General features: G+C 36.6%; 23 protein-coding genes. 8 read left to right on the forward strand and 15 right to left on the reverse strand.

What is annotated here, in order from left to right:
• Positions 1-56: 56 nt before the first annotated feature.
• The 3 genes from BM260_RS02155 to pxpA are packed head-to-tail and all read right to left on the reverse strand — an operon-like array spanning position 57 to position 2,860.
• The gene (locus tag BM260_RS02155; protein WP_093534545.1) at positions 57-830 is read right to left on the reverse strand and encodes a putative hydro-lyase; all 774 of its coding nucleotides are present in this window, start codon (positions 828-830) and stop codon (positions 57-59) included.
• Positions 831-868: 38 nt separating this feature from the next.
• Positions 869-2,086: an NRAMP family divalent metal transporter gene (locus BM260_RS02160; RefSeq protein WP_093534547.1), complete on the reverse strand. Its 1,218-nt coding sequence runs from the start codon at positions 2,084-2,086 to the stop codon at positions 869-871.
• Between the two features lie 12 nt (positions 2,087-2,098).
• Positions 2,099-2,860, reverse strand: a complete 762-nt coding sequence (gene pxpA, locus BM260_RS02165; protein WP_093534549.1) for a 5-oxoprolinase subunit PxpA — start codon at positions 2,858-2,860, stop codon at positions 2,099-2,101.
• A 254-nt stretch (positions 2,861-3,114) separates the two neighbouring features.
• Here pxpA and pxpB point away from each other — a divergent pair, with 254 nt between their 5' ends.
• Positions 3,115-3,843: a 5-oxoprolinase subunit PxpB gene (gene pxpB / locus BM260_RS02170; protein WP_093534551.1), complete on the forward strand. Its 729-nt coding sequence runs from the start codon at positions 3,115-3,117 to the stop codon at positions 3,841-3,843.
• Entirely contained in the window at positions 3,840-4,826 is a 987-nt protein-coding gene (locus tag BM260_RS02175) for a 5-oxoprolinase subunit C family protein (protein WP_093534553.1), read from the forward strand. The genes pxpB and BM260_RS02175 overlap by 4 nt, the downstream gene beginning before the upstream one ends.
• Positions 4,827-4,847: 21 nt before the next feature.
• On the opposite strand, the gene BM260_RS02180 is transcribed toward BM260_RS02175, so the two are convergent.
• The 6 genes from BM260_RS02180 to BM260_RS02205 form a co-directional block, all read right to left on the reverse strand.
• Positions 4,848-5,606: an IclR family transcriptional regulator gene (locus BM260_RS02180; protein WP_093534555.1), complete on the reverse strand. Its 759-nt coding sequence runs from the start codon at positions 5,604-5,606 to the stop codon at positions 4,848-4,850.
• Between the two features lie 23 nt (positions 5,607-5,629).
• Positions 5,630-6,529, reverse strand: coding sequence for a DMT family transporter (locus BM260_RS02185; protein ID WP_093534557.1), 900 nt, complete (start codon positions 6,527-6,529; stop codon positions 5,630-5,632).
• Positions 6,530-6,803: 274 nt separating this feature from the next.
• Positions 6,804-8,177: a GntP family permease gene (locus BM260_RS02190; RefSeq protein WP_093534559.1), complete on the reverse strand. Its 1,374-nt coding sequence runs from the start codon at positions 8,175-8,177 to the stop codon at positions 6,804-6,806.
• A 71-nt stretch (positions 8,178-8,248) separates the two neighbouring features.
• Entirely contained in the window at positions 8,249-9,262 is a 1,014-nt protein-coding gene (gene pdxA / locus BM260_RS02195; RefSeq protein ID WP_093534561.1) for a 4-hydroxythreonine-4-phosphate dehydrogenase PdxA, read from the reverse strand.
• Between the two features lie 3 nt (positions 9,263-9,265).
• On the reverse strand, positions 9,266-10,567 hold the full coding sequence (locus tag BM260_RS02200) for a four-carbon acid sugar kinase family protein (RefSeq protein WP_093534563.1): 1,302 nt from the start codon (positions 10,565-10,567) through the stop codon (positions 9,266-9,268).
• Entirely contained in the window at positions 10,564-11,328 is a 765-nt protein-coding gene (locus tag BM260_RS02205) for a DeoR/GlpR family DNA-binding transcription regulator (RefSeq protein WP_093534565.1), read from the reverse strand. The genes BM260_RS02200 and BM260_RS02205 overlap by 4 nt, the downstream gene beginning before the upstream one ends.
• Positions 11,329-11,547: 219 nt before the next feature.
• On the opposite strand from BM260_RS02205, the gene ilvA reads away from it, so the two are divergent.
• Together ilvA and BM260_RS02215 are read left to right on the forward strand one after the other, a co-directional pair.
• Entirely contained in the window at positions 11,548-12,810 is a 1,263-nt protein-coding gene (gene ilvA, locus BM260_RS02210) for a threonine ammonia-lyase IlvA (protein WP_093534567.1), read from the forward strand.
• Between the two features lie 164 nt (positions 12,811-12,974).
• Positions 12,975-14,459: a catalase gene (locus BM260_RS02215; protein ID WP_093534569.1), complete on the forward strand. Its 1,485-nt coding sequence runs from the start codon at positions 12,975-12,977 to the stop codon at positions 14,457-14,459.
• A gap of 196 nt (positions 14,460-14,655) precedes the next feature.
• On the opposite strand, the gene BM260_RS02220 is transcribed toward BM260_RS02215, so the two are convergent.
• From BM260_RS02220 to BM260_RS02230, 3 genes are read right to left on the reverse strand one after another with little or no spacing between them, the layout of a single operon-like run.
• Complete coding sequence (locus BM260_RS02220; protein WP_093534571.1) at positions 14,656-15,453, reverse strand: ABC transporter ATP-binding protein; 798 nt, start codon at positions 15,451-15,453, stop codon at positions 14,656-14,658.
• Positions 15,446-16,483 (reverse strand): ABC transporter permease, encoded by a 1,038-nt coding sequence (locus tag BM260_RS02225; protein WP_093534573.1) that lies wholly within the window; start codon positions 16,481-16,483, stop codon positions 15,446-15,448. Before BM260_RS02225 ends, BM260_RS02220 begins: the two co-directional genes overlap by 8 nt.
• 18 nt (positions 16,484-16,501) lie before the next feature.
• Positions 16,502-17,500, reverse strand: coding sequence for an ABC transporter substrate-binding protein (locus BM260_RS02230; protein ID WP_093534575.1), 999 nt, complete (start codon positions 17,498-17,500; stop codon positions 16,502-16,504).
• 233 nt (positions 17,501-17,733) lie between these two features.
• On the opposite strand from BM260_RS02230, the gene ytzI reads away from it, so the two are divergent.
• Positions 17,734-17,883, forward strand: a complete 150-nt coding sequence (gene ytzI / locus BM260_RS02235; RefSeq protein WP_094030739.1) for a YtzI protein — start codon at positions 17,734-17,736, stop codon at positions 17,881-17,883.
• Positions 17,884-17,907: 24 nt separating this feature from the next.
• On the opposite strand, the gene rlmN is transcribed toward ytzI, so the two are convergent.
• The 3 genes from rlmN to BM260_RS02250 form a co-directional block, all read right to left on the reverse strand.
• Positions 17,908-18,981: a 23S rRNA (adenine(2503)-C(2))-methyltransferase RlmN gene (rlmN, locus tag BM260_RS02240; RefSeq protein ID WP_093534577.1), complete on the reverse strand. Its 1,074-nt coding sequence runs from the start codon at positions 18,979-18,981 to the stop codon at positions 17,908-17,910.
• A 99-nt stretch (positions 18,982-19,080) separates the two neighbouring features.
• Positions 19,081-19,905 (reverse strand): sulfurtransferase, encoded by an 825-nt coding sequence (locus tag BM260_RS02245; RefSeq protein WP_093534579.1) that lies wholly within the window; start codon positions 19,903-19,905, stop codon positions 19,081-19,083.
• A 12-nt stretch (positions 19,906-19,917) separates the two neighbouring features.
• The gene (locus BM260_RS02250; RefSeq protein ID WP_093534581.1) at positions 19,918-23,508 is read right to left on the reverse strand and encodes a dynamin family protein; all 3,591 of its coding nucleotides are present in this window, start codon (positions 23,506-23,508) and stop codon (positions 19,918-19,920) included.
• A gap of 788 nt (positions 23,509-24,296) precedes the next feature.
• Between BM260_RS02250 and BM260_RS02255 the strand changes: the two genes are divergently transcribed.
• From BM260_RS02255 to BM260_RS02265, 3 genes are all read left to right on the forward strand, one after another.
• Positions 24,297-24,749 carry a chemotaxis protein CheX gene (locus BM260_RS02255; protein WP_093534583.1) on the forward strand — a complete coding sequence of 151 codons (453 nt, stop codon included), beginning with the start codon at positions 24,297-24,299 and terminating at the stop codon, positions 24,747-24,749.
• 197 nt (positions 24,750-24,946) lie between these two features.
• Positions 24,947-25,069: a cytochrome c oxidase subunit 2A gene (locus BM260_RS02260; protein WP_093534585.1), complete on the forward strand. Its 123-nt coding sequence runs from the start codon at positions 24,947-24,949 to the stop codon at positions 25,067-25,069.
• 24 nt (positions 25,070-25,093) lie between these two features.
• On the forward strand, positions 25,094-25,570 hold the full coding sequence (locus BM260_RS02265; RefSeq protein ID WP_093534587.1) for a cupredoxin domain-containing protein: 477 nt from the start codon (positions 25,094-25,096) through the stop codon (positions 25,568-25,570).
• Position 25,571: the final 1 nt, after the last annotated feature.

The raw sequence follows: 25,571 nt of genomic DNA on the forward strand, positions 1-25,571 counted from the left end.
AAAAACATGAAGATCGCAATTACACGATCTTCATGTTTTAATGGATTGCCTAAGCCTTAAAATACACTCAGTTTTTCGTCTTTTAAATCACTGATAAACATGCAGCCGGGTGCATGAGTAATCATTATAGAAGGCTTGGACTGCATAGCGACTGCTTGAGGTGTAACACCACAAGCCCAGAAAACTGGCACTTCTCCATCCTTTATCGTAACTGAATCTCCAAAATCAGGCTTCGATAAATCCGTTATTCCAATTGTTCTTGGATCTCCAATATGGATTGGCGCACCATGTACCCCTGGAAATCTGGAAGTAATTTGTGTAGCTCTAATTGCGTCTGCAGAAGACATTGGTCTCATACTTACTACTGTCGGCCCTTCAAAAACTCCTGCTTTCACACACGCAATATTCGTCTTATACATTGGTACATTACAGTTTTCTTCAATATGTCTAATCGGGATACCAGCATCCAGTAGTGGAGTTTCGAACGTAAAACTACATCCAATAAGGAAAGCTACCATATCATCTTCCCAGTAATCAGTAATATCCAAAACTTCCTCTACATAGATGCCATCTTTATAAATCCGATACTTTGGGATATCTTTGCGTATGTCAGCATTTTGAGCAATTGACCTAGGCACAAAAGAACCTATATCAGTTACATCGACTAAAGGACATGACTTGGGGTTTCGCTGGCAGAACAGCAAGAAATCATATGCATATTCTTTCTTTAATATCGCTAGATTTGCTTGTGTATAGCCTTTAGACATTCCAGCTGTAGGACCTGTGATTTCTCCAGAACGTATCAATTCACGTATGTTACTGGGTGACATGGATATATAGTTATTTATACTAATTCACTCCTAACTAGTTAAAAAAGCAATGGAATTTGTTCTATAAGTGTCATGATACCTAAAACACCCATGATTATCGTTACTAATCCACCACCTATCGTCATCCAAAGAGGATGTTTATACTCTCCAACCACTTCTTTTTTATAAGCTCCAATCAGTAAAGTGCCGAGGGCAAGTGGTAAAATTAGTGCATTAAGTGCTCCTACAAGGATAAGAACGTTTACAGGTCTTCCGATAAAAGCAAATGTCACAGTAGATACAATAATAAATAATATAATTACCCAATTATGATATTTTTCGATTTTTGGGTGGAAAGAACGAATAAATGAAACGGATGTATAAGCTGCTCCTACCACTGAAGTAATGGCTGCCGCCCACATAATTACACCAAATATACGATACCCAATCTCACCGGCAGCAAGTTTAAATACTGAAGCTGGTGGATTCTCTGGATCTATTGCCAACCCCTGAGATACTACTCCTAGAACTGCAAGGAACAAAGCGACTCTCATGATACCTGTAACAGCAATTCCGGTCACCGAACTTTTTGTCACATCTGGTATCGATTCTATTCCACTTACTCCTGCATCCAGCAATCTATGTCCACCTGCAAAAGTAATGTAGCCGCCTACTGTACCACCGACTAATGTAACTATCGCAAAAATACTTATTTCAGAAGGTGCAAATGTTCTTACTATCGCTTCTCCTACTGGAGGAGATGTTATAAACGCTACATAAAGCATTAGTAATATCATGACAAAGCCAGCTACTTGAGCAACTTTATCCATTGCCTTACCTGCTTCTTTAACTACGAAGATAAATATAGCAAATACAGCACTTATTATTGCACCAGTAATCGGATCAATTCCTAGCATTGCATTTAATCCTAGACCAGCACCTGCGACGTTTCCTATATTAAATGCTAGTCCACCCATCACAATAAGAATTGCTAAAACTACACCAAGCCCTGGCAATACCTTATTTGCAATCTCTTGACCACGAAGACCAGATACAGTAATGATTCTCCAAATATTAAGTTGAGCAAATACATCTAATATTAAAGAAATTAAAATAACAAATCCAAAACTAGCTGCTAATTGTTGAGTAAATACGGTTGTTTGTGTTAAAAAACCTGGTCCAATGGATGAAGTTGCCATTAAAAATGCAGCACCAAGCAATACGCTATTCGTAACTTTCTTGTTACTATTCACAGCAATAATATTCTTTTTTGACATCTCTCTCTCCCCCTAGTCTACTAATGAAGATATAGCAATATTGCTGCGCTCTAAAGTTTCTTTAATCTGTTTTGCAAATGTAACCGCATGTTCTCCATCCCCATGGATGCAAACTGTATCTGCTTTTATCGATACCTCCGTATTTTGTTGAGATATCACTACCCCCTCTTTAATCATTTTGACAACTTGTGCAACCGATTGATACGTATCAGTTATTAATGCATCTGCATGTTGACGAGAAGTTAAAGTTCCATCTTCCTGGTAGGTGCGGTCTGCAAAAACTTCATGAGCTGTCTGTAAACCAATTCTTTCTCCTGCAGCTGTTAATTCACTATTCGCTAGCCCAAAGAGAATTATGGATGGATCCACATCATAAACTGCTTGCGCTATAGCCTCGGCTAGCTCTTTGTTTTTCGCTGCCATATTAAATAATGCTCCGTGAGGTTTTACATGCTGCATCTTTTCATCAAAAGTTGCTAAAAATGCTTGTAATGCTCCTATTTGATAAACTACCATGTCGTAGCCTTCTTGGGGAGAGATATTCATTTCTCTACGACCAAATCCGTTTAAATCTGGTAAACCTGGATGTGCACCGATTTTAACCCCATAATCTATAGCTAGTTTTACAGTTTCTCGCATCACACTAGGATCTCCCGCATGAAAACCACATGCTATATTAGCAGAAGTTACATATTTCAATATCTCTTTTTGTTCTCCTAATTGATAACGTCCAAAACTTTCACCTAAATCACAATTTATATCTACTTTAAACATTTTTCTAAACCCTCCCCAGATATAATAATAGAATCAGCTCTGATTAGTTCCGCAATATGGAACCTTAGTTTTGAAACTTAAAAAAAGTTTACCACAGTTTGATTTTTCTGAATAGATATTATTTTTTATTAGGTTATTAAATATGGTGCAAAAACAAAACTTGTAATTTAAATTTAGACAATTATAATAATTTATATAGTTCATTTTTAAGAACTAAAGTACCGCAATTCGAAACTAAAGGAGTTTTTCCAATTATGAATTCTTCCCAGTTAGAAGTCGACATTAAACCTTTAGGCGATTCTGCACTTATTGTTCAGCTTGGAGAAGGTATAAGTCCTACCCTACATAAACTTGTAAAAAGTCTCTCAGAGCTGATTTCTACTAATCCCTTTAAGGGAATTATAGAATACGTACCTGCTTATAATAATATTAGCGTGTACTATAATCCTTTTTTGGTACAAAACGTACACAGTGGTTCGAATAGCGCCTATGATAAAGTGAGTAATCATATAAAGAAAATTGTTCAACAAATAACTTTGGAGAACAGAACCGACACAAGAACTGTAACTATTCCAGTTTGCTACGGTGGTGAATTCGGTCCTGATTTAGAGAATGTTGCGTCAGTAAATAATCTAACAATAGACGAGGTTATTGATATTCACACAAGTAGTGAATGTTTGGTTTATATGTTAGGATTTGCACCGGGATTTCCTTTTATGGGAGGTATGAATGAACGAATAGCTACTCCAAGAAGAGACACCCCAAGATTATCTATTCCGCAAGGTTCAGTAGGTATTGCTGGTAAACAAACAGGGATTTATTCGTTAGAAACACCTGGTGGATGGCAAATCATTGGTCGAACTCCCCTAAACTTATTTCTTCCAAAACAGTCTCCTCCCACACTTTTACAGGCAGGCGACAAAATTCAATTTGTTTCCATTGCGCCTGAGGAATACTTCTTATACGAGGGGTTGAAGAAATGAGTATCAAAGTGCTACACCAGGGATTGCTGACTACTATTCAGGATTTAGGGAGGTACGGCTTTCAAAAGTTCGGTGTTATCGTAGGTGGAGCAATGGATTCCTATTCCTTAAGGCTTGGTAATCTCTTAGTTGGTAATATTGAAAATGAGGCTGCTCTAGAAATCACACTGTATGGAACTAAGCTTCAATTTGAGGAAGAAACACTAATTGCTATAACTGGTGCTAATTTCTTACCTACTATTAATGATAGGCCTGCACCGCTATGGAGCCCGATTATTGTTAGGAAAAACTCGGTGTTAAAATTTCATACAGCCATAGATGGAAGTAGAGCATATATAGCGATTGCAGGAGGAATTGACATTCCTGCGGTGATGGGTAGTAAAAGCACATATCTTCGTGCCAATATTGGCGGATTTAAAGGGAGGGCCTTACAAAAAGGGGATGTGCTTCCTCTAACTTCTTCAAAAATCTTCAATAGCAAGCCGTCAAAAATTAGGCAGAAAAACAAGGGCAATTGGAGCATAAATTATAATGAGTTGATAAATTTGGGCAAGCATCAAATAATTCGAGTAATACAGGGGACAGAATTTGATAGGTTTGATAAAGAAAGTCAACATAAACTTTTGACGGAAGTTTTCACTTTATCGTTACAGTCTGATCGAATGGGATATCGGCTAGAGGGATCATCACTTTCTCTTTCTGAAAACTTTGAACTGTTATCGGAAGGAGTTACATTTGGTACTATTCAGATCCCCCCTAGTGGACAGCCAATCATTCTTATGGCCGATAGACAGACAACAGGTGGTTATCCAAAAATAGGACAGGTAATTTCTGCAGATTTGCCTACGCTTGCTCAACTTCCACCCAAAGCTACTATCCAGTTTAAATTAGTAACATTGGAAGAAGCAGAGCAGGCATTCATTCAAAATGAACAAAAGATACACCTTATCAAAAAAGCGATTAACTTTAAACTATATCCATAAATTCAAAAACCCCCTCATTTTTTATTGAGGGGGTTTAGTGTAGCCTAGCTTATATGAAATCTCGTCAGCAGCCTTCATTACTTTTTGGGCATAAAATTCAATATTCTCATCTTGGTAATTAGCTTCGATACCTGCAATACTAAGCCCTCCAACTACTTCCCCTTTAAAGTCCAAAATGGGTGCTGCAATTGCAGAAGTATAATCCTCTAGTTCAGAATGGCTTATTGTATATCCATTTACCCTTGCATCACTTATAGATCTTAATAACTCTTCTTTAGTAGTTATTGTTCCAGTTGCAATTCTTTCAAACTCTGTCTTATTTAGATAGGTCTCGATTTCTTGGTCAGGTAAAAAAGAAAGAATAGCCCTTGCACATGCCCCTGCGTAAAGAGGGCTTCTTCTCCCGACAGCAGTATACAATCGAACTTTTTGATAGACATCCACTTTTTCAATATAAATTGTTTCATCGCCTTGGCGAACGATTAGATTTATAGCTTCTTTTAGTTCTTTATGTAATTCTTGCATAATATCAAAAGCAATTTGCCTCAAATTTAGCCGGGAAGCTACAAGGTTTCCATACGTTAGAAACAATAAACCCAATCGGTATTTTGAATCTTTTCCTTTTTCTACGAAACCCATTTCTTCTAAAGTCAGAAGCATTCTGTAAACAGAAGTTTTCGGTATTTGAGATAGATCAATTATCTCTTGAAAAGTGAGTTCTGGGTTTTCGAGAAACAAGTTTAAGATATCCATTGAACGAACTACAGTCTTATTTTTCATTTTATCACCTTCTATTAAAATTATTAGCGTTTATTACTATAGTCTATCAGTTTCTTTTTACTTCTATAGTTTACAAGGAAGATACTAATGCCAACCATAACTAACCCGATAATGAGTAAATATGTAATTGGTTCCTCAAGGAATACCGCTCCTAATATGACGGCAATAATTGGTACCATAAAAGTGGAGGAACCTACCTTACTAGCTTCACCTTCTCTAATAAGTTTGTAATATACTATTTGTGCCAGAGGTATACCTAATACGGAACCATATGTTAAGGCACTGATATATTTACTATTCCAAACGATATCTGAGAAGTCCTCGAAAAAGCTCCCGAATCCTATCAATACAAAACCGCCTATTATACATTGCATGGAAACCATCCAGTATGGATTCACTCTATTGCTCACTTTTTTGACGTATATAACACCTAAAGCCCAAAAGAAAGCAGTTAATAACCCTAAAATTACACCAATAACTGATACATGGAAAGTCAAACCATCCAAGCTCACAATAACAATACCTATAAAGCCAATTACTAACCCCAAAATCTTTCCAGGAGTCATAAATTCACCGAGCCAAATCCATGCAAAAAGCCCTAATAATACAGGTTGAAAATATACAAGAATGGAAAATAATCCACCCGGTAAATAATTTAACCCGACTGTTTGAATTCCAAAAAATAAAGTTGTATTTAATAAGGCAGAAGTGCAATACAGACGCCAATTCTCACGCCAATTTAATTTATCCCTAATTTTAAATAATATTACTGCTAATAGTAATCCACCCATTGTTGCTCTCATTCCTGCAAATATGACGGGAGGAGTATATGGTAATGCAAGTTTATATATAGGCCAACTTGCTCCCCAAACAAAAATTAAAAACAAGAGTAGCATTGTGGACTTTGTGAAAATTTTTTTCAACCCTATTACTTCCCTTCAACATCTCACCGAATCTATAAAACCACTCTAAACACTATACACCCTTTCACTCCTAGCATCTATTTAAATTTCCTTCTACTAAGCGAAAAAATTCGTTATATTCAAGATTTTCGATTCTCCATTTTCGTCCTGCAGTCGACCTTATATCATTTTAGAAGAATGGAATTGATAATTACGTATTATTCGTTCACCATTAAAACGAATTGTTCTCTAATAGTAAAAAGACGCCCATAGAGAGCGTCTTTAGAAAAAATTATTAAACAAATATATCTGCAACCAGAATAGCTATTAGTGATGCACCCCAAGCTAATGTAGTTGGTACTGACCATACCATAATCTGTTCTTTCGTATTTGTGATACCAAGTGACCGGTTAACAACCCAAAACATTGTATCACTAAAATATGAGAATACCATTGCGCCAAGTGCTGCGGCTTGTGCTGCGAGCACCATATTTACACCATCTATATTAACTAGAATTGGTGCTGAAATAGATGCAGCTGTTATCATTGCAACAGTCCCACTACCTTGGATCAACCTTATAAGGGAGGCAACTATGAACGGTATTAATACAGCAGGTAATGGTAAGGAAGCTACGAGATTTCCAATATAGTCACCTGCACCACTTTCACGTAATACATAGCCGAATGCTCCACCTGCACCAGTGATTAATAGAATAACCCCGGCAGCGTTCATACCTTCTTCCATCCTGGCAAGTGTATCTTCACGACTCCAACGTCCTGCTAATGCATAAATCGCTGCAATTACAGCTAACCCTACCGCAATAATTGGTTGGCCTAAGAAAATAAGATAATCATAAATTCCACCCGTAATTTCTAATGCTGTCAACGTTGTATTCAGGAAGATTAATACAATCGGTAAGACAATCGGTAATATAGAACGGAACAAGGAAGGTAGCTCTTTATTACGTTCATCTGAGAGTTGAACAAATTCATCATATGTCATTTCATCCTCAGGACGAACCCAGTCCGTGCCGTCTTCATTTGGCAATTGATATATTCTCTTACCTAACCACTTACCATAGAAAACTCCAACTAACATAATAGGAATTGCAAAAATCAATCCATAAATAATCATTTGACCAATGTCTACTCCGAAAATTCCTGCAACCCCTAGTGGTCCTGGAGTTGGTGGAACCGCATGATGCGTTGCTACCGCACCAATTGCCAACGGAATTCCAATTGCAACAACTGATTTACCAGTTTTTCTTGCAACAGATTTTATTAATGGCGTTAAAATGATAAACGTAGAATCTACAAATATAGGAATCGCAACTATGTATCCTGCAAGGGCCATGGCCCATTCTTCTTTTTTCTTTCCTATAAACTTGATAAGTGCATATGCTAAACGTTCTGCAGCACCGGAAACTTCCAATAATCTACCCATCATAACTCCAAACCCAATTACGATACCAATGGACCCTAACGTACTACCGAAACCACCAATTATGGCATCGGCTACTTTAGGTGGTGACATTCCTCCGATGATTCCTGTTATTGCTGCTGCGATTATTAATGCTAAAAACACATGAATTTTCGTTTTTACTACTAGATAAACTAATAAAATTACCCCAATGATAAGACCTAAAATTACTTGTGACTCAGATGACATCCCATGAAACCCCTTTCAATCCTCTGTTTTTAAAAAAGGAAAGTATAATACTTTCCTTCTATACTAATTACTTATAATGATTCACGAGTAAATTTCGGTGCATATTCAGCAGCAAGTTTAATACATTCGTACATGCTTACCTCAGATGCAATGTTTTTCCACGCTATATCAAATGCAGTACCATGATCAACAGACGTACGTAGGAAAGGCAGACCATTTGTAATAGATATTGTACGGTGGAAATCCGTCATTTTCGCCGCGATATGACCTTGATCATGATATAGAGAAAGAACAGCGTCATACTTACCATTTAGTGCTTGGAAGAAAACTGAATCTGCCGGTACTGGACCGTAGGCATCAATTCCATCTGCTTTCGCAAGTTCGACACCTGGTTTAATTTCTTCTACTTCTTCCATACCAAATAGACCGCCCTCCCCTGAATGGGGGTTTAATCCTGCAACTGCAAGCTTACGACTCTCAACTCCTAGACGTTGTAGAGCTTTATCACATCTATTTAAATAATCACGAACTCTTTCTTTCGTCATTTGCGTAATTGCTTCTGCAACTGACACATGTCTTGTTAAGAAGAATATACGCATTCCTTTTACTTGGAACATTGTTAGTGGATCTGGAGCACCACCTAAATCCTCAAGCATTTCTGTATGACCGATATAAGGAACCTTTGCTGCTTTTAATGATTCTTTATTGATCGGAGTAGTTGCAATTGCTTTAACTTCGCCAGCCATTGCAAGTTCCACTGAGCGTTTGATAAATTCAAATGCTGCTTGTCCATTTTGTGCCGAAACCTCTCCTGGCGCGAAATCTTCCATATTAATATTTGCTAAGTCCATTACATCTATCGTCCCAAACTCATAGGAACCTTCTGCTGGTGATGAAACGACACGAACTTTTAAATTTACACCAGTTACTTCGATTGCTTTACGAAGTATATTCGCATCCCCTACAACAAGAGGTTTACACATTGTGTAAAGTTCTTCTTTAGCTAAAGATTTAACTGTAATTTCAGGTCCAATACCTGCCGCATCTCCCATAGGAATTGCAATAATTTCTCGAACTGTAGTCATATCCTAAACACTTCCTTCTTCTTTTTTGTTTGTTAAGAATCTTACACACTTATAAATAGAGTACTTATCCCCTACCATGCCACCTTTAGTAATTACAGGAATGCCATCGAAAGCTCCTCCTATAAAATGACCATATGCCGCTAAAGGAAGTACTTCATCCTGCAAACCAATAGCCTGCGCTTCACTGACAGAGCATAGAGCTGCTGTCACATCGCCACCACTGGAAAACATTCCATCAATTGCATGTTCTGTTTGGTCAATAACACTGTGAGTAACTCTAGCCAAACCTTCCGTTAAGCGCTTGGCAAGCTTTTCTTCTGTTACTCCTTCTCTAACAGCTATTTCTTTTAAATCTAGTTTCCCTGAACCCGGTGCATACGTAGTGATGATTAATACTTCTTGATCCTCTAATTTAATGATTGCTTCCTTCATCGCACGCTCTATTTCTTCGTCCCACGTACTAGTAGTAGAAGCTAATGCCTCCGTATTGACATAAACAGGGTCAGCATTTTTCTTGTCTATTAGATAATTTAGTTGTCTTCCAGTTAAAGGAGTTATGCTACCAACCGTTACGATGAACTTATTCGTCAACACATGCTGATGAGCCATTAAACGACTATAAGATGCGGATAATGGACCTGGATCCACGGGCACAAAAACCACTCCCTCAATTGCAGCCATCGACTCTGCTATATGATCAATGTCTTCATTTGTCACAGCATCTACAACAATAATCCGATTTCCAGCTTCTATTTGTTTCATCATTTCCAATTGAATACTATTTTTTCCCTTTAAAACTCTCCCTAATCCTATGTGGGAAACTGGATACTGACTTTGCTCTATCATTATAGTAGGCACATGAGAGATTGTAATTGGATTCATTGGATCCTTCGCAACGTCCGTAGATTCAACTGGTACACCATCTATCAATAGATACCCCCCAGATACGATACGTCCTGAATCTGGATAAGATGTAACAACTACTGCCACACTATTTTTTCCTATTGCATCTAATAATGTGTCTGTTTCTACTCCAAGGTTTCCACGTACCGTACTATCAATGCGCTTACAAAAAATACTTGCCCCCCATGTCGAAAGCTGTTCGTACGCATTCAACACTCTATTTTGTGCAATACTTGGTGCACAATATCTACTATCTGTGTCAACACTAATGGAAGTAAAACCACCCGTTTTTGGCACCTCTCCCCCAAAAACTGCAGTAGCACTATTGAACCCATTTTTAGAAAGGAGAACTCCAGTTGCATTAGCACCGGTTAAATCATCTGCAATAATTCCAACTTTCATTTTTTCACGCCCTTAATAAAGGTAGTCATTTCACTGTAGATTTCTTCTACTTCTTCTGGAAGTGTTTGATCTGTTATGATAGCTGTCACGCAATCGATATCCGCTATTTTAGCAAACGCTTTCTTTCCGAACTTTTGAGCATCCACTACTAGATAAACTGATTCGCTACTATTAATCATTTCTCTCTTTATAGAAGCTTTTTCAAAAGTAGCAGATGTAATGCCTAGTGTTGAATGAACTGCATGGGCACCTAAAAACAAAATATCTACATGGATTTCTTTTAACATATTTTCTGCATATGTTCCGAAAACTGCCCCTACACCATTTTGAATTTTTCCACCTAACATAATGACTTCCACTTTGCTATCCATCAATTCTGCAGCTATTTTAATGTCATTTGTTACAATCGTTAAATTTATTTTCTGTTTTAAACGTTTGGCAATTTCAAAATTAGTAGTACCAGAATCGAGAAAAATTTTCATACCATCTTTTACAAGTCCTATAGCGATTTCAGCAATTTCTACTTTTTGTGGATGAGCTTCAGAAATTTTTTGAATATAGCTCTGTTCGGCAATAATAGCCTCGGGTATTGCGGCTCCACCGTGAGTTCTTATCAATTTCTTCTGTTTTTCTAGTTCATCTAGATCACGACGAATGGTCATCGCAGATACATCTAGTAAATTTACTAAATCCAAAATTTCTACTTTTCCATTTATGGCAAGCTCTTCAATGATGCGTTTCTTTCTTAATATCGGAGTCATACAATTCTCCTTTTCATAAAAACGTTTACTATGAACATATTATGTTCGATTCTACCAATAAAGTCAATATATTTTGTTTAATTTAAACTTTTAATGTTAATAACGAACATTAAACCATTTATAAAACAATTTAGAATTAACAATATTAACTAGCATTTTAGCGATGTAGTGTGATAAACTATATTAATCTTTTAAATGAAATTGGAGGTATACCGCCTTATGCAATTAACAGATACGAAATCAATACAAGTGGAGAATGTCCTAATTGCACATCAGTTTTTAAAAGATGTCGTCTATCATACTCCCTTACAAAAAAACGAGTATTTATCAGAAAAGTATGGAGCTACTATTTATTTCAAACGAGAGGATTTACAACATGTCCGCTCTTTTAAATTACGTGGGGCTTACTATAAGATTAAAACAATTGAGGCAGAAGCAAGGGAAAAAGGAGTAGTTTGTGCAAGTGCTGGTAACCACGCACAAGGTGTCGCTTACGCATGTGCACAACTCGGTATCATCGCAAAGATTTTCATGCCTTTAACCACGCCCTCACAAAAAATTGATCAAGTGAGAATGTTTGGACGTGAATTTGTGGAAATCATTCTAGCCGGTGATACATTTGATGATTCCGCAGAAAGTGCAACGGCTTATGCAGATACGGAGGATAGAATTTTCATCCACCCATTCGATGATCCGGATATCATTGCGGGGCAAGCAACTGTTGCTGTAGAAATAATGAATGATATTGATGTTCCTATAGATTATTTGTTTGGTAGCATTGGTGGTGGAGGCTTAATATCTGGACTATCTACTTATATAAAGAATGTCTCTCCTTTCACCAAAGTAATTGGGGTTGAACCTGAGGGAGCTGCAAGTATGCAGGCTGCTTTCCAAAACGGAGGTCCAATTAAGCTAGATTTAATAGATAAATTTGTAGATGGAGCTGCAGTAAAATGTGTTGGAAATCTCTCTTATGAACTAAGCAAAAAGTACGTGGATGATATTGTTCTTGTACCGGAAGGAAAAGTTTGTACGACGATATTAGATTTATACAACAAGCATGCAATTATCGCTGAACCTGCTGGTGCTCTATCCGTAGCAGCATTGGACTTTTATAGGGAAGAAATCAAAGGGAAAACTGTAGTTTGCGTCATAAGTGGGGGTAATAATGATATTGGGCGTATGCAAGAGATTAAAGAAAAATCATTAATCTATGAAGAGTTACTATATTATTTCATCGTCAAATTCCCTCAAAGAGCAGGAGCATTACGTCAATTCCTGGATACGGTTCTTGGACCAAATGATGATATTACCACTTTTGAATATACTAAAAAAAATAACAAAGAAAGTGGACCTGCACTTGTGGGCATCGAATTGAAAAACAAAGAAGACTATTCTGGTATTCTTTATCGTATGAATGAGAATGGGTTTTCCTACAAAGAAGTAAATAAAGATAGCACTCTATTTGAATTACTTATATGATAAAAACCTGTGTAACATCAACGTTTATAGCGTTTGATGTTACATTTTTTAATATACTAATATAAAGTTTTTAAAAATCTTCACACCTCTATTCTAGCAATATTTTAATCTGTTTGATATAATGATTCTTGTATTATAAATATTCTAATCTAGGGGGAAATTGAATGTCAGAAAATCAAAACAACAACAATAACAAAATGACAACTGCAGCGGGCGCGCCTGTAGTAGACAATCAAAACTCGCAATCAGCTGGACCACGTGGCCCATTATTATTACAAGATGTATGGTTATTAGAAAAACTAGCACATTTTGATAGAGAAGTAATTCCTGAGCGTCGTATGCATGCAAAAGGATCTGGTGCTTACGGTAAATTTACTGTTACTCATGACATTACACAATATACTTCAGCAGCTCTTTTCTCAGAAATCGGTAAAGAAACTGAAATGTTCGTTCGTTTCTCCACAGTAGCTGGTGAACGTGGAGCAGCAGATGCTGAACGTGATATCCGTGGATTCTCTATGCGTTTCTACACAGAGCAAGGTAACTGGGATTTAGTTGGTAACAACACTCCTGTATTCTTCTTCCGTGACCCACTTAACTTCCCAGATTTAAATCACGCTATTAAACGTGATCCACGTACTGGTATGCGCAGTGCAAATAGCAACTGGGATTTCTGGACATCATTACCGGAAGCACTTCACCAAGTGACTATCGTAATGAGTGACAGAGGACTTCCAAAATCTTACCGTACAATGCACGGATTTGGTAGCCATACATTCAGTATGATCAATGCTAACAATGAACGCGTTTGGGTTAAATTCCATATGCGCTCACAACAAGGCATTGAAAACTTAACTGATCAAGAAGCAGTTGAAGTTGTTGGTGTGGACCGTGAAAGTCACCAACGTGACCTATACGATAATATCGAAGAAGGCAATTTCCCGAAATGGAAAATGTACATTCAGGTAATGACAGAAGAGCAAGCTAACAACATGCCTTACAATCCATTCGACCTGACAAAAGTTTGGTATAAAAAAGACTTCCCTCTAATTGAAGTTGGAGAATGGGAACTTAACCGTAACCCTGAAAACTATTTTGCTGAAGTAGAGCAAGCGGCTTTCACACCAGCTAACGTTGTACCTGGTATTAGCTTCTCTCCAGACAGAATGTTACAAGGTCGTCTATTCTCTTATGGTGATGCACAACGCTATCGTTTAGGTGTAAATCATCATCAAATTCCAGTTAACACACCAAAATGCCCGGTACACTCTTTCCATAGAGACGGAGCAATGCGTGTGGACGGTAACTTAGGTGGAACATTACCTTATGAGCCAAATAGTTATGGAAAATGGAAAACTCAACCTCAATATACTGAGCCACGTTTACCACTTCATGGAGATGCTGGAATTTGGGAATTCCGTGAAGATGATGATAACTACTATGAGCAACCAGGTAAACTATTCAGATTGATGAGTCCAGAAGACCAACAAGTTCTTTTTGATAACACAACACGCAATATGGATGGCGTAGAAGAATTCATTAAGATTCGTCACATCATTCACTGCTATAAAGCAGATCCTGCATACGGACAAGGTCTTGCAGAAGCAATGGAAATTCCGTGGGGCAATATCGAAGCTGCAATGGCTTAATATATCCACTTAATAACATAGCTTTACTCACAGAGTGGTTAGTAGTAACTTAGGTTACTACTAACCACTTTTTTATATAGTTAAAAACCCTCTAGAATGGCTCCAACTAAACAATACTTACGGAAAGGAAACGTTTATCTATTCGTGACTCATTAAACAGACAAAAAGAGCAACCCATGGCTGCTCTTTTTGTTGTTTAGGACGATAATAATGCTCGATCACTTGTTAACTTTTGGCCACGAATACGTTGGAACTCTTGCATTAGCTTTTCAATGGTTAAGTGTTTCTTCTCTTCTTCCCCAACCTCTAATATTATTTGTCCTTTATCCATCATGATCAAACGATTTCCTAAGTCTAATGCTTGCTGCATATTATGAGTAACCATTAAAGTGGTTAGATTATCTTTTTTGACAAGCTTTTCGGTCAAATTAGTTATTAGTTCTGCTCGAGAAGGATCTAAGGCAGCTGTATGCTCATCTAGCAATAATATAGAAGGCTTTGTAAATGTAGCCATTAACAATGATAATGCCTGCCTTTCTCCACCTGAAAGCAGTCCAACTTTAGCGTTTAACCGGTTTTCAAGATTTAAATGCAAGCTTTCAAGTGAGTGAAGGAAAAGTTCTTTCCTCTGTTTATCAACTCCAATTTTCAAGCTTCTTTTTTTATTTCTAGAATAGGCAATTGCTAAGTTTTCCTCAATTGTCATGGTTGGTGCAGTACCAGACATTGGATCTTGAAACACTCTTCCTATCAACTTGGATCGTTTAAATTCGGGTAATTTTGTCACTTCTTCTCCATTAATATAAATTTGGCCAAAGTCGGGAGTCAATGCCCCAGAAACCATATTTAACATGGTAGATTTACCCGCACCATTACTTCCAATAACGGTAACAAAGTCACCAACATTTAGCGTTAAATTTATACGATCTAATGCAATTTTCTCATCTGCAGTACTCTCATTGAAAATTTTGTTAATATTATTTAATTTAAGCAAGGTTCTCACTCTCCTTACTTCTATTAAGAGCTAAGACTTCCGATTCACGCAATGCATGTCGTTTTGCTTTCCTGCTCTTTTCACGTCGTTTTTCGAAGAACTGAGGTAAAATGAGCGCTACAATTACGATAAATGCAGTAATTAGCTTCATATCTCCTGCATCCAAGAATTCTACGCGAAGCGCTAATGCTAAAACGATACGATAAATGATAGCACCAGTGATTACAGCAATAGTTGTTCTAACGATTGTTTTCGTACCGAAAATTGCTTCTCCTATTATGACGGAGGCAAGTCCGATTACTATCATTCCAATACCCAACCCTATATCAGCAGCTTTTGTATACTGAGCGATTAAAGCTCCAGAAAATGCAACAAGGGCATTGGAGATACCTAATCCTAATATGACAAGCGTATCTGTATTTGCTGAAAAACTGCGAATCATTTTCTTGTTATCACCGGTTGCACGAATTGCTAAACCAACTTCCGTTTTTAAGAACCAATCAAAAATAAATTTTATTATAACTATTAAAATAGCTACAATTACTAGTGTCCCCCAAGTTTTAGGAACATATTGTATACCTAAAGAAGTTAAGAATCCATTAATAGTATCATCTATACCTAAGCTTCCCCACCAACTGAAAAATTGGCTAAATATAGTTCCTTCATTCATCAAAGGGATATTAGGTCTTCCTACAGAATTCTCAATTGTAAAACCCATTATCCTCAAATTGATGGAATACAAAGCAATCATCATTAATATTCCCGACAGTAGTGGATTAATCTTCCCTTTCGTGTGTAAAATCCCTGTCATACATCCTGCTAGGAATCCTGCAAATATAGCAACGAGTGTTGCAATAGCAGGATGATAGCCTAACACTATCATCGCCGCTGCTGTTCCTGCTCCTGTTACAAAGCTTCCATCAACCGTCAAATCAGGAAAATCCAACACTCGGAAGGTCAAATAAACACCGAGAGCCATAAGTGCATATATAAACCCTTGCTCAACTGACCCAAAGATTGCTGTAAACATAAAACATCAAACTCCTATCTATTCCGCAAATTCTGATTCCCATTCATCTTTTACTTCTATTCCAAGGGCATCAACAGTATCTTTGTTTAAAACAAATTTCAAATTTTGTGGATATTGAACGGCCAAATCAGCTGGTTTACTTTCACCCTTCAAGATTTTAACAGCCATTTCTCCAGCTTCATAACCGATGTCATAAAATTCAAAGCCATATGCTCCTAATCCGCCACGTTTAACAGAATCGAACTCGCCTACCATCATCGGTAACTTATGCTCATTAGCAACATCTACTACGGATTCAAGAGCTGAAACAACCGTATTGTCAGTGATGATATATAAGGAGTCAACTTTCCCTATTAAAGATTCAGTTGCTTGCTTCACTTCAGCTGATGTTGAAACGGAAGCTTCTACTACATTTAGACCAACTTTGGCCATTTCTTCTTTTACTGCATCTACAGATGAACGTGAATTTTGCTCTCCTGCATTAAATACCATACCAACATTCTTTGCACCTAACTCATTTTTCAAAAATGCAATAGTATTTGGAATCGCATCAGGTTGTGTATCAACTGTTCCAGTTACATTTCCACCTGGGCTTTCCATTGAATCTACAAGTTCAGCATCAACAGCGTTAGTTACAGAAGTAAATACAATTGGAATGTCCTCTGTAAGAGCCGCAACTGCTTGAGCACTAGGCGTTGAATTGGCAAATATTAAATCGGCTCCTGAGTTTACTAAATTATTTGCAATAGTTGAGTTTAAACTATTATCATTTTGAGCATTCTCATATTGATATTCGACTTCGAGTCCTGCATCCTCAATAGCTTTTTGAAATCCTTCGTAAGCTGCATTTAATGATGGATGTTCTACAATTTGAGTAACACCTATTTTAAATACTTCTTTATCGTCAGACTTTACAGAAGTGGATTTTGTTGCAGCAGAATCATCTGTACCACATGCAGCTAATAGTAAAACAGCAGCGGATAATACCATACCAAACTTTTTCTTTGTTTTTCCCATATTTAATACCCCCAGTTTACATTCAATACATCAGCGATTCAACTCGCTAAAGTATTACGATAAAGCAATGTTACACCGGATAAGAATAATAGTCAATAACATTATGAATTATTAATTAATTTAATTTGTATGCTGCTATTTTTTACTTATTGCCTTTAAGGTTAAAACCCTTACGATGTATATTAAAATATCTGCTATGATATAACTAATAATCCGAATTAGGAGGTATATAAATGACTACTGTAATTATTATTAGTATTTTTATTTTCTTAATAGTATTAGGTCTCACTATTTTCACTATTAATAAAGGGTACGCATTTAAGCATACAATTGATGATTTACCTGAAAAAGACGATAAAAAAACGCATAGCCATAATGGCTAATGCGTTTTTTCATTCATGCACAATTTAATTGTTTACTTTTACTTTATCTTTTTTAATTTGTTTACTTCTTAATTGACCACATGCAGCGTCGATATCACTACCTTGCTCCATACGAACACCACAATTAATCCCTTTGTTTTTCAATGTTTGGAAGAAAGCACTAATCGATTTTTCATCACTTCGTTGATATTGACCATGCTCATCTACTGGATTGTATGGGATTAAGTTCACATACGAAAGATGACGTTTGTTTTCTAGAAGTTTAGCAAGTTGAAGTGCCTCTTCTACATGGTCATTTACATCTTTGAGTAGTATATATTCAAAAGTAATACGACGATTTTTCTTCTCTAAATAATAATCTACAGCTGCCATTACTTTTTCAATAGGGAATGCCTTATTGATAACCATAATTCTCGAGCGAAGCTCATCATTAGGAGCATGCAATGAAACTGCAAGATTTACTTGAAGATCCTCTTCCGCAAAATCCATAATTTTCTTAGCAAGACCACTTGTTGATACTGTAATATGACGAGCACCAATAGCAAGTCCTTTTTGATCATTTACAGTACGTAGGAAGTTCATCAAGTTTTTATAGTTATCAAACGGCTCCCCGATACCCATAACAACGATATGGCTGACACGTTCTTCCTTTTGAATTTGGTCCAAATGGAATTGCACTTTCATGATTTGTTCCACAATTTCTCCTGCGTCAAGGTCACGGCTCTTTTTAAGTAATCCACTTGCACAGAAACTACATCCAATATTACACCCTACCTGCGTCGTCACACACACTGAAAGACCATATTTAAAGCGCATTAGTACAGTTTCGATTAAATTACCATCTTGCATTTCAAATAAGAATTTAATGGTGCCATCTGCAGATTCTTGCTTAACACTTTCCTTTAACGTCTGTATAACAAAATTTTCTTCCAAAATCTGAAGACATTCCTTGTTTACATTGGTCATTTCTGCAAAGTTTTGTACACGTTTAATGTACAACCAGTCCCAAACTTGCTCTGCGCGGAATTTTTTTTGGCCTTGACCCATTAGCCATTCGATTAACTGATCTCTTGTTAGACCATATATAGATTTTTTCATTATAAGCCCTCATTTCATGCGTATACAATTTGCCTATTATACTATAGTTATTTACCCAAGACAACTTATTATACTGGAAAAAAGGTTAAAAAGATATAATTATGCTTGTGTCATATCTATTTCTACTTCATTTTCTCTAATCCAATCACTGTAGCTACCAACATATAGCTGAACATTTTCATAGCCTGCCTCTTTCAAACAACCATACAAAGGCGCAGCTGTAACGCCACTACCACAATAAGCTATCACAGGTTTGTCAATTGAAGCTAATTGACTTAACTTTTCCTTTAATTCTTTCTGCTCTAGGAATTTCCCGTTTTTCTTCAGTTGCTCCCAGTCAAAGTTTATAGCTGATGGGATATGCCCCGCAATTGAATCGATTGGTTCACTTTCACCTTTATAGCGTACATTTGATCTTGCATCTATTAATTGACCCTCTTTTTCCTGTGCTACAACTTTCCTTACTTCAGCCATTGTCAGTAACTTATCGTTGTTCCATTCAGGGATTGTTGAAGTATGTGGTAGGACAGACTCCATGTTAGAAACTGGTAACTTGCCCTTCAACTCTTCGTAGCCGGAACGGGATACATGTATATGTTTAAATCCTGCCCACTCCAATAAGAAATAGGCACGTAACGCAAAAGGTGTAGCTCCTTGATCATAAATTACAATATAATCATCTAATTTTAACCCAGCTTGCTGAACCAGTCTTGTCATTTTTTCCTTCGAAATCATTGGATGACGACCATCTTGACTGCCCATATCTGATAAATCATCTTCCAAATCCCAATATAATGCACCTTCTATATGTCCCTTGTTATACATTTCACGACCCGCACCTTTTTCACCAAGATCAAAGCGAGTATCGATAAAACGGGGACTATTCTCTAAAATCTCTCCTAATTCAATAAATACTTTTACCATTTAAGCCCTCCTTTATAGTCGCGCATATACTGACTTCCACAAGTGAAGTGTTTGTTCCTGCTCTAATAATTTTCGTTCCGCATCAATTTGCGTAATCGATTCTTGTAGTAACTTTAAACGTAGAGCCTCCGATTCAATATCCGAGTATTGTTCTATCCATTTTCCTAAACGTTCTTTTTCATTCGATAGGTATTTATCTGCCTCCACTTTGGTTTCATCAGATAAAGTATCACGTAATTTTTCTTTTTCATTATTCTCAAAAAAGCTCTTGGAATTTTTAAAATAGGATTTTACATGTTCATATTTAGTAATGCTTTCAAATGGTCCTACAAAATCTAGTAATTCTCTCTCGGTAACTTCATGTGGACTAAATGTAAAGCTTGTATTCAAATCTTTTAGTACGCGTATTTCTTCTTTTTCTAATTGCAGGATTTGTTGCTGAATATATTGCAATATACGGAAATTGGAGACCCGCATTTCTTGTTCGATATCAAAACGTATCATTTTAAGAATATCCTTTAAAGCAATGTCCAATGCAATTGTTGCGGATTTATTTGCAAATAATGATGGATTATATGCCTCTTTAAAGAACTCATTGAAACGATAATATACACGTTGTAATACGTAATAGAGTAGTGTATCTAGCTCCTGGTTAGCATCTTTTGCAATCTGTGTGTATTTAGAATTTGTATAGCGTTTACGAATATTTTGTTCTTGATTTCGAAGCTCGACTAGACGTTGGTCTTTTCGGGCCAGATTTACTTCCGTCTGTTCTATTAAGCCAAGTAGTTTCGATTGTTGACGAGTTGCTTCCTCTTCAAGAGCAGATATAGAGATTTGCTTCAGATCCTTTTCAAGAAAATGATGAAAAGATTCTTCAAACTGTTGCATTCCTTCATGCAATGATAATCCATCGAGTTTCTCTTTTAACCCTTGTAAACTAGATACCCCGTACACTCTTGGGAAACGAATACCAAAACGTTGTAGTTCATCCTGGACGTATTGTTTTACTAAATTGGCCTCCTCTTCTGAATCTGCCAAATCGATAGCATTAACAACAAAGAACATTTTATCCAACTCGAAGGCATCTTTTACTCTTCCCAGCTGTATTAAAAACTCACGGTCTGCTTTTGAAAATGCATGGTTGAAATAAGTAACAAACAATACAGCATCAGCGTTACGAATATAGTCAAAAGCTACTCCGGTATGTCTCGCATTAATCGAATCTGCTCCAGGTGTATCTACTAATGTCACACCTAGTCTCGTTAATTCACAATCATAATAAAAATCAATAAAATCTACAAAACAGCTTTTCGATTCATCCGCTACAAATTGGCCAAATTCATCTCCAGAAACATGCAGAACATTTCCAAATTGCCCTTTAAATGTTGGATACCCTTTATAAAATGCAGTAACGAATGATTTGTGTACCTCTTCAGCTACCTTCTCTTGCATAACCGTACTAGCTTTTTCAAAAGCTTCCTCTAATGTATGGACAGTTATTCCAAGCTGCTCATAAGCAAAACTCACATCTTCTAAAATTTGCCCCTCTGATTTCAACACTACATCAGCAGTATTATGTAAATGATTTTCAGACACAGGATGAATTTTGTTAATAGCTGCAGTTGTAGGGTTTGGTGAAACCGGCAGCACATTTGCCCCCATTAAAGCATTCGAAAAACTAGATTTCCCGGCACTAAATGCACCAAATAACGCGATAGTAAATTGTTGATTTTCCACTCGTAAAGCTTTTCTTTTAATCGTTGCAGCAGCTTCTTCAAAAGCAGGTAATTCTGCTAATACTTCACCAATTCTTTTCGCACGACTCACTACTGCCTCCGCGGAGAGAAGAATTTCTTCGTCCTTTACTTCTTCTTCCTTTGCTACATTTACAATAGGTTGCTCCGTAGTATGCGCTTGTTCTTCATAATCTGTAATAGAACCTTCAAATTGAAGTCGTTCTTGTTCCCAGCTTTTTAATAATTTATCTCTGTCTTTTCTTATTGGCAACGAAGGAGTAGTGACGTTTTTTTCAAATGTTTCTATTCGTGTATCTATTTCTTCCAATGATTGAATAGCTAGTCTCTTTTCATTGAGTTCCGCTGTTTTTGATAGTATTTGGTCCTCATCTTCCAACGGACTTTCTTCTATATAATGTATATTTTCTTCTTTCCATACATCTGTTTGGTTGATGTAGTAACGATTTACCGCTTCTGTAACTCGATTGGCGAAATTTAGAATCGCATTACCAGTCGTACTTGCACCTTCGTGAAGAGAATTTTCAATCAGACTAGGAGAAATAGCAAACTGAATTTCATCAATCTGATGGATTTTTTCTTCTGTTAATAAGGAAACATCTTTCAACATACGTTTCATTAACAATTTCATATGAGAAGTTATATTGGTAGAAATTATTTTTTCTAACATGCTAATAATTTCGTTAAGTCTTCTTTGTCTCTCTTCTTCAGTTTTCTTTTTAGTACCCAAAAATCCAACTTTAAAAGTAGGTTGCTTACTTTCTGCATAAGACTTTAAAGCTTCACGCATTTCAAACGTCATTATAGAAGCATTTTCAAGTATGTTTTTTCGAAGTTCTTCAAATGTTTTTCTCCAAAGCGTAACATCTTGAAGTTTTACTTGCGTTTGAGCTAGTTCCAATTGTTCTTTGATATCCTCTTTATTATTCCAATCTTCTTCACTTAGCTGACTTTCAAAGGCTTCAAAACAAGTAGCTTTTTCATCCTCTAAAAAATGTAAATGCTCATCTTTTAACTTTTCTAGCGTTGCCTGGGCCAGTGTAAGATAGTAATCCTCTTTATTTTCAATAGAACTAGTAACGATTTGTTGAACTTGCGGAAAATCATTATGTATGAAATCTTTATTTTTTAGGCTTGTATAAAATATTCCTTTCGGATCAACCGACCACGATTTAAATGCATCTGTAACAGATTGCTTATAAGCTGCAAATGGTAGTTCTTCTTCTCTGTGCTTATCTACCTGATTTACGATTAAATATACATTCTCATTATAATGAAGTAATTGCTTTGTAAATTGAAAGTTTAACTCAGACTGAACATGATTGTAATCCATCACATAGAAAACAATATCTGCCAAATGAAGGGCAGATTCGGTGGAAACGCGATGTGCATCATCAGTCGAGTCAACTCCAGGAGTATCCATTATAGTAATTCCTTCGGGAAGATTAGACCCAGCATGTCCTATTTCAATTTGAGATACTTTACTTCCGTCTTTTGAATATTTTTTTACTAATTGAATATCATACTCCCCTGAAAATCTAACAGGTGGTTGATCCACAAAGTGAACAAGAGCATAATTTTCTGCTGTATTTTGAACCGTCACAATATTTGCGGAGGTTGGAATCGGGCTAGTTGGCAGTATTTGCTCATCAACTAAGGCATTAATCATACTAGATTTCCCTGCAGAAAAGTGACCTGCAAAAGCGATAGTAAATGTGCCTTTTTCTAATTTTCCTGCAAATAATTTAGACTTACGATAGCGTTCATCATCATTATTCTGTTGGAAAATCGTTGCAAGTAAAGCATTTTGTTCTTTTATCATTTGTAATTCATTTGAGTTCTGCATATAAAAAGTTAATCTCCTTCATAATTCGACAATGTACATCTATCATAGCAAAGTTTTAAAGCCTAAAACAATATTCTTTCACTCTTTTAGTTAAAAGAAAAACCGATCAAAAAAATGTACGGTCCTTAAGGAACTGAAACGTAGATATGCCGGTAATTTCCGCTCCGACTGGTCGCTTTCCATGGGCACTGCTTCCTTCCCTTTCTTAAATTCAGAACTCGGACTACTTAAAAGAATGAAGACCACTGCTGATTTCCACTTCAGGCGGACGCTTTCCGCTGGCTTGGCTTCAGCCTCCTCGTTCGCTATGCTCCTGCGGGGTCTTCAGCTCAAGCTATCCAGCTTGAGTCGCCGCCTTGCGCTCCAATCAAAATAGGGAGTAGTACCTCAATCATAAGATTTTTCGCGTAGCCTCTCGCTTAAATGATAAGAGTGGTCAAAGTTAAAAGGATAAAATCGTACAGTGTTCATCGTAAATTTTTAAATACTTTCCTAATCTTTTAAAAATGACTCTACTTGTTTTCACAAATAAAGTCATTTCGTCTTTGTTTCATATTGTTTTCGCTTTAGGAGCTATAGATTTTAAAATATATGCCGTTACCCCACCATAAACTAAAATAGCTGATCCAATGAAAATAGCTAACATAAAAAATCGCCCTCTCAACTGAATTTGATATTCATTCTCATTGACATAATACCATAGTATATTTTAAATTTCTACAATACCTATTCTTTTTTCCTATATAACATGTTAAAATTGATACATCTATACTAGTCGGAGGGTTAAAATGAGTACTTCTAAACATATTCAAACAATTTTAAATGGAACAATCCAATCCTTGAAATCAGTTATACCTATTCCAATGGATATAAAGTCACCTTCCCTGATGGTTCAACCATTTGTGCAAAAGGAAATGGGCGTACTTATCGGAATCATTGGTGATATTAAAGGGCGTATTATTATTGACTCTGCGGCTGAATCCTTTTCTGCAATTGGAGCTACTATGTTCGGAATGCCATTAGAAGGTGAAATGCTCGAATCATTTACAGGTGAACTCGGGAATATGATAGCAGGTAATTTATGTACCTCCGTTGCTGCAAGTGGAGTTGAAATTGATATTACTCCACCTACTGTTATTGTTGGTACTAGTAGGTTATATGGTTTCCAACATGCTTTTAGACTGCCTGTAGAAATTGAAAATATAGGTGAAATGACCATAATCTTAACGATAGATGAATAGAAAACGGAGCCTCCTTTTAATAAGAAGGTTCTTTTTTTTGCCTAAAATCATTACAGGAAGGTAATTGTGTTCCAAAAATACCAGATTTCACATATATTTCACAGTTAATAACCGTATGTGTGATTTTTATCACATCATCTCACGACTATTATATTTATGATGAGACTATAGAGTTTAGTAGAAGGAGGTGTAAGTAAATGTCGAAAAAGAAAGAAAAAGACTCTGATTTAAAAGGGACACTTTATTCCGTAGGTTTCGTTGGCGCATTTATATTAGTTACTTGGTTCTTGGCATTTTACTTATTCATAGACAGATTTTGAATTTAAATTGGAGGTTTAAGACTTATGCATATTCATAAGTATGAAAAGTGGTGGCTAACATTTGGAATTAGCTCATTGGTATTATTTTTAACTATCGTCGGTTTTAGTGCATTTCATTATGGCTCCCATCCCCCTTCCGGGAAAATTTATATCGACCCTGAGCGAGTTGATGAGATAGCTCCTTTTAATAAACCAGGAGTTCATAAAGTAGAAGGTGAAGAGTGGGATTATGAAGTCGTTCTTGTAGCGTCTGCGTTCTATTATAATCCACCCGAAATAGAAGTACCTATAGGTTCGACCATAAAGTTCATAGCAACTACTAAAGATGTAGTTCATGGATTTCAAGTTGCTGGAACTAATATTAATATGATTCTAGAGCCAGGTTATGTTTCGGAATATGTAACAACAGTAGACAAACCTGGTGAATTTTTAATCTTATGTAATGAATATTGTGGCGTAGGACATACCACAATGACGTCCATGTTAAAGGTGGTAGAGTAAA

It is taken from the genome of Psychrobacillus psychrotolerans (assembly GCF_900115805.1).
Taxonomy (GTDB): domain Bacteria; phylum Bacillota; class Bacilli; order Bacillales_A; family Planococcaceae; genus Psychrobacillus; species Psychrobacillus psychrotolerans.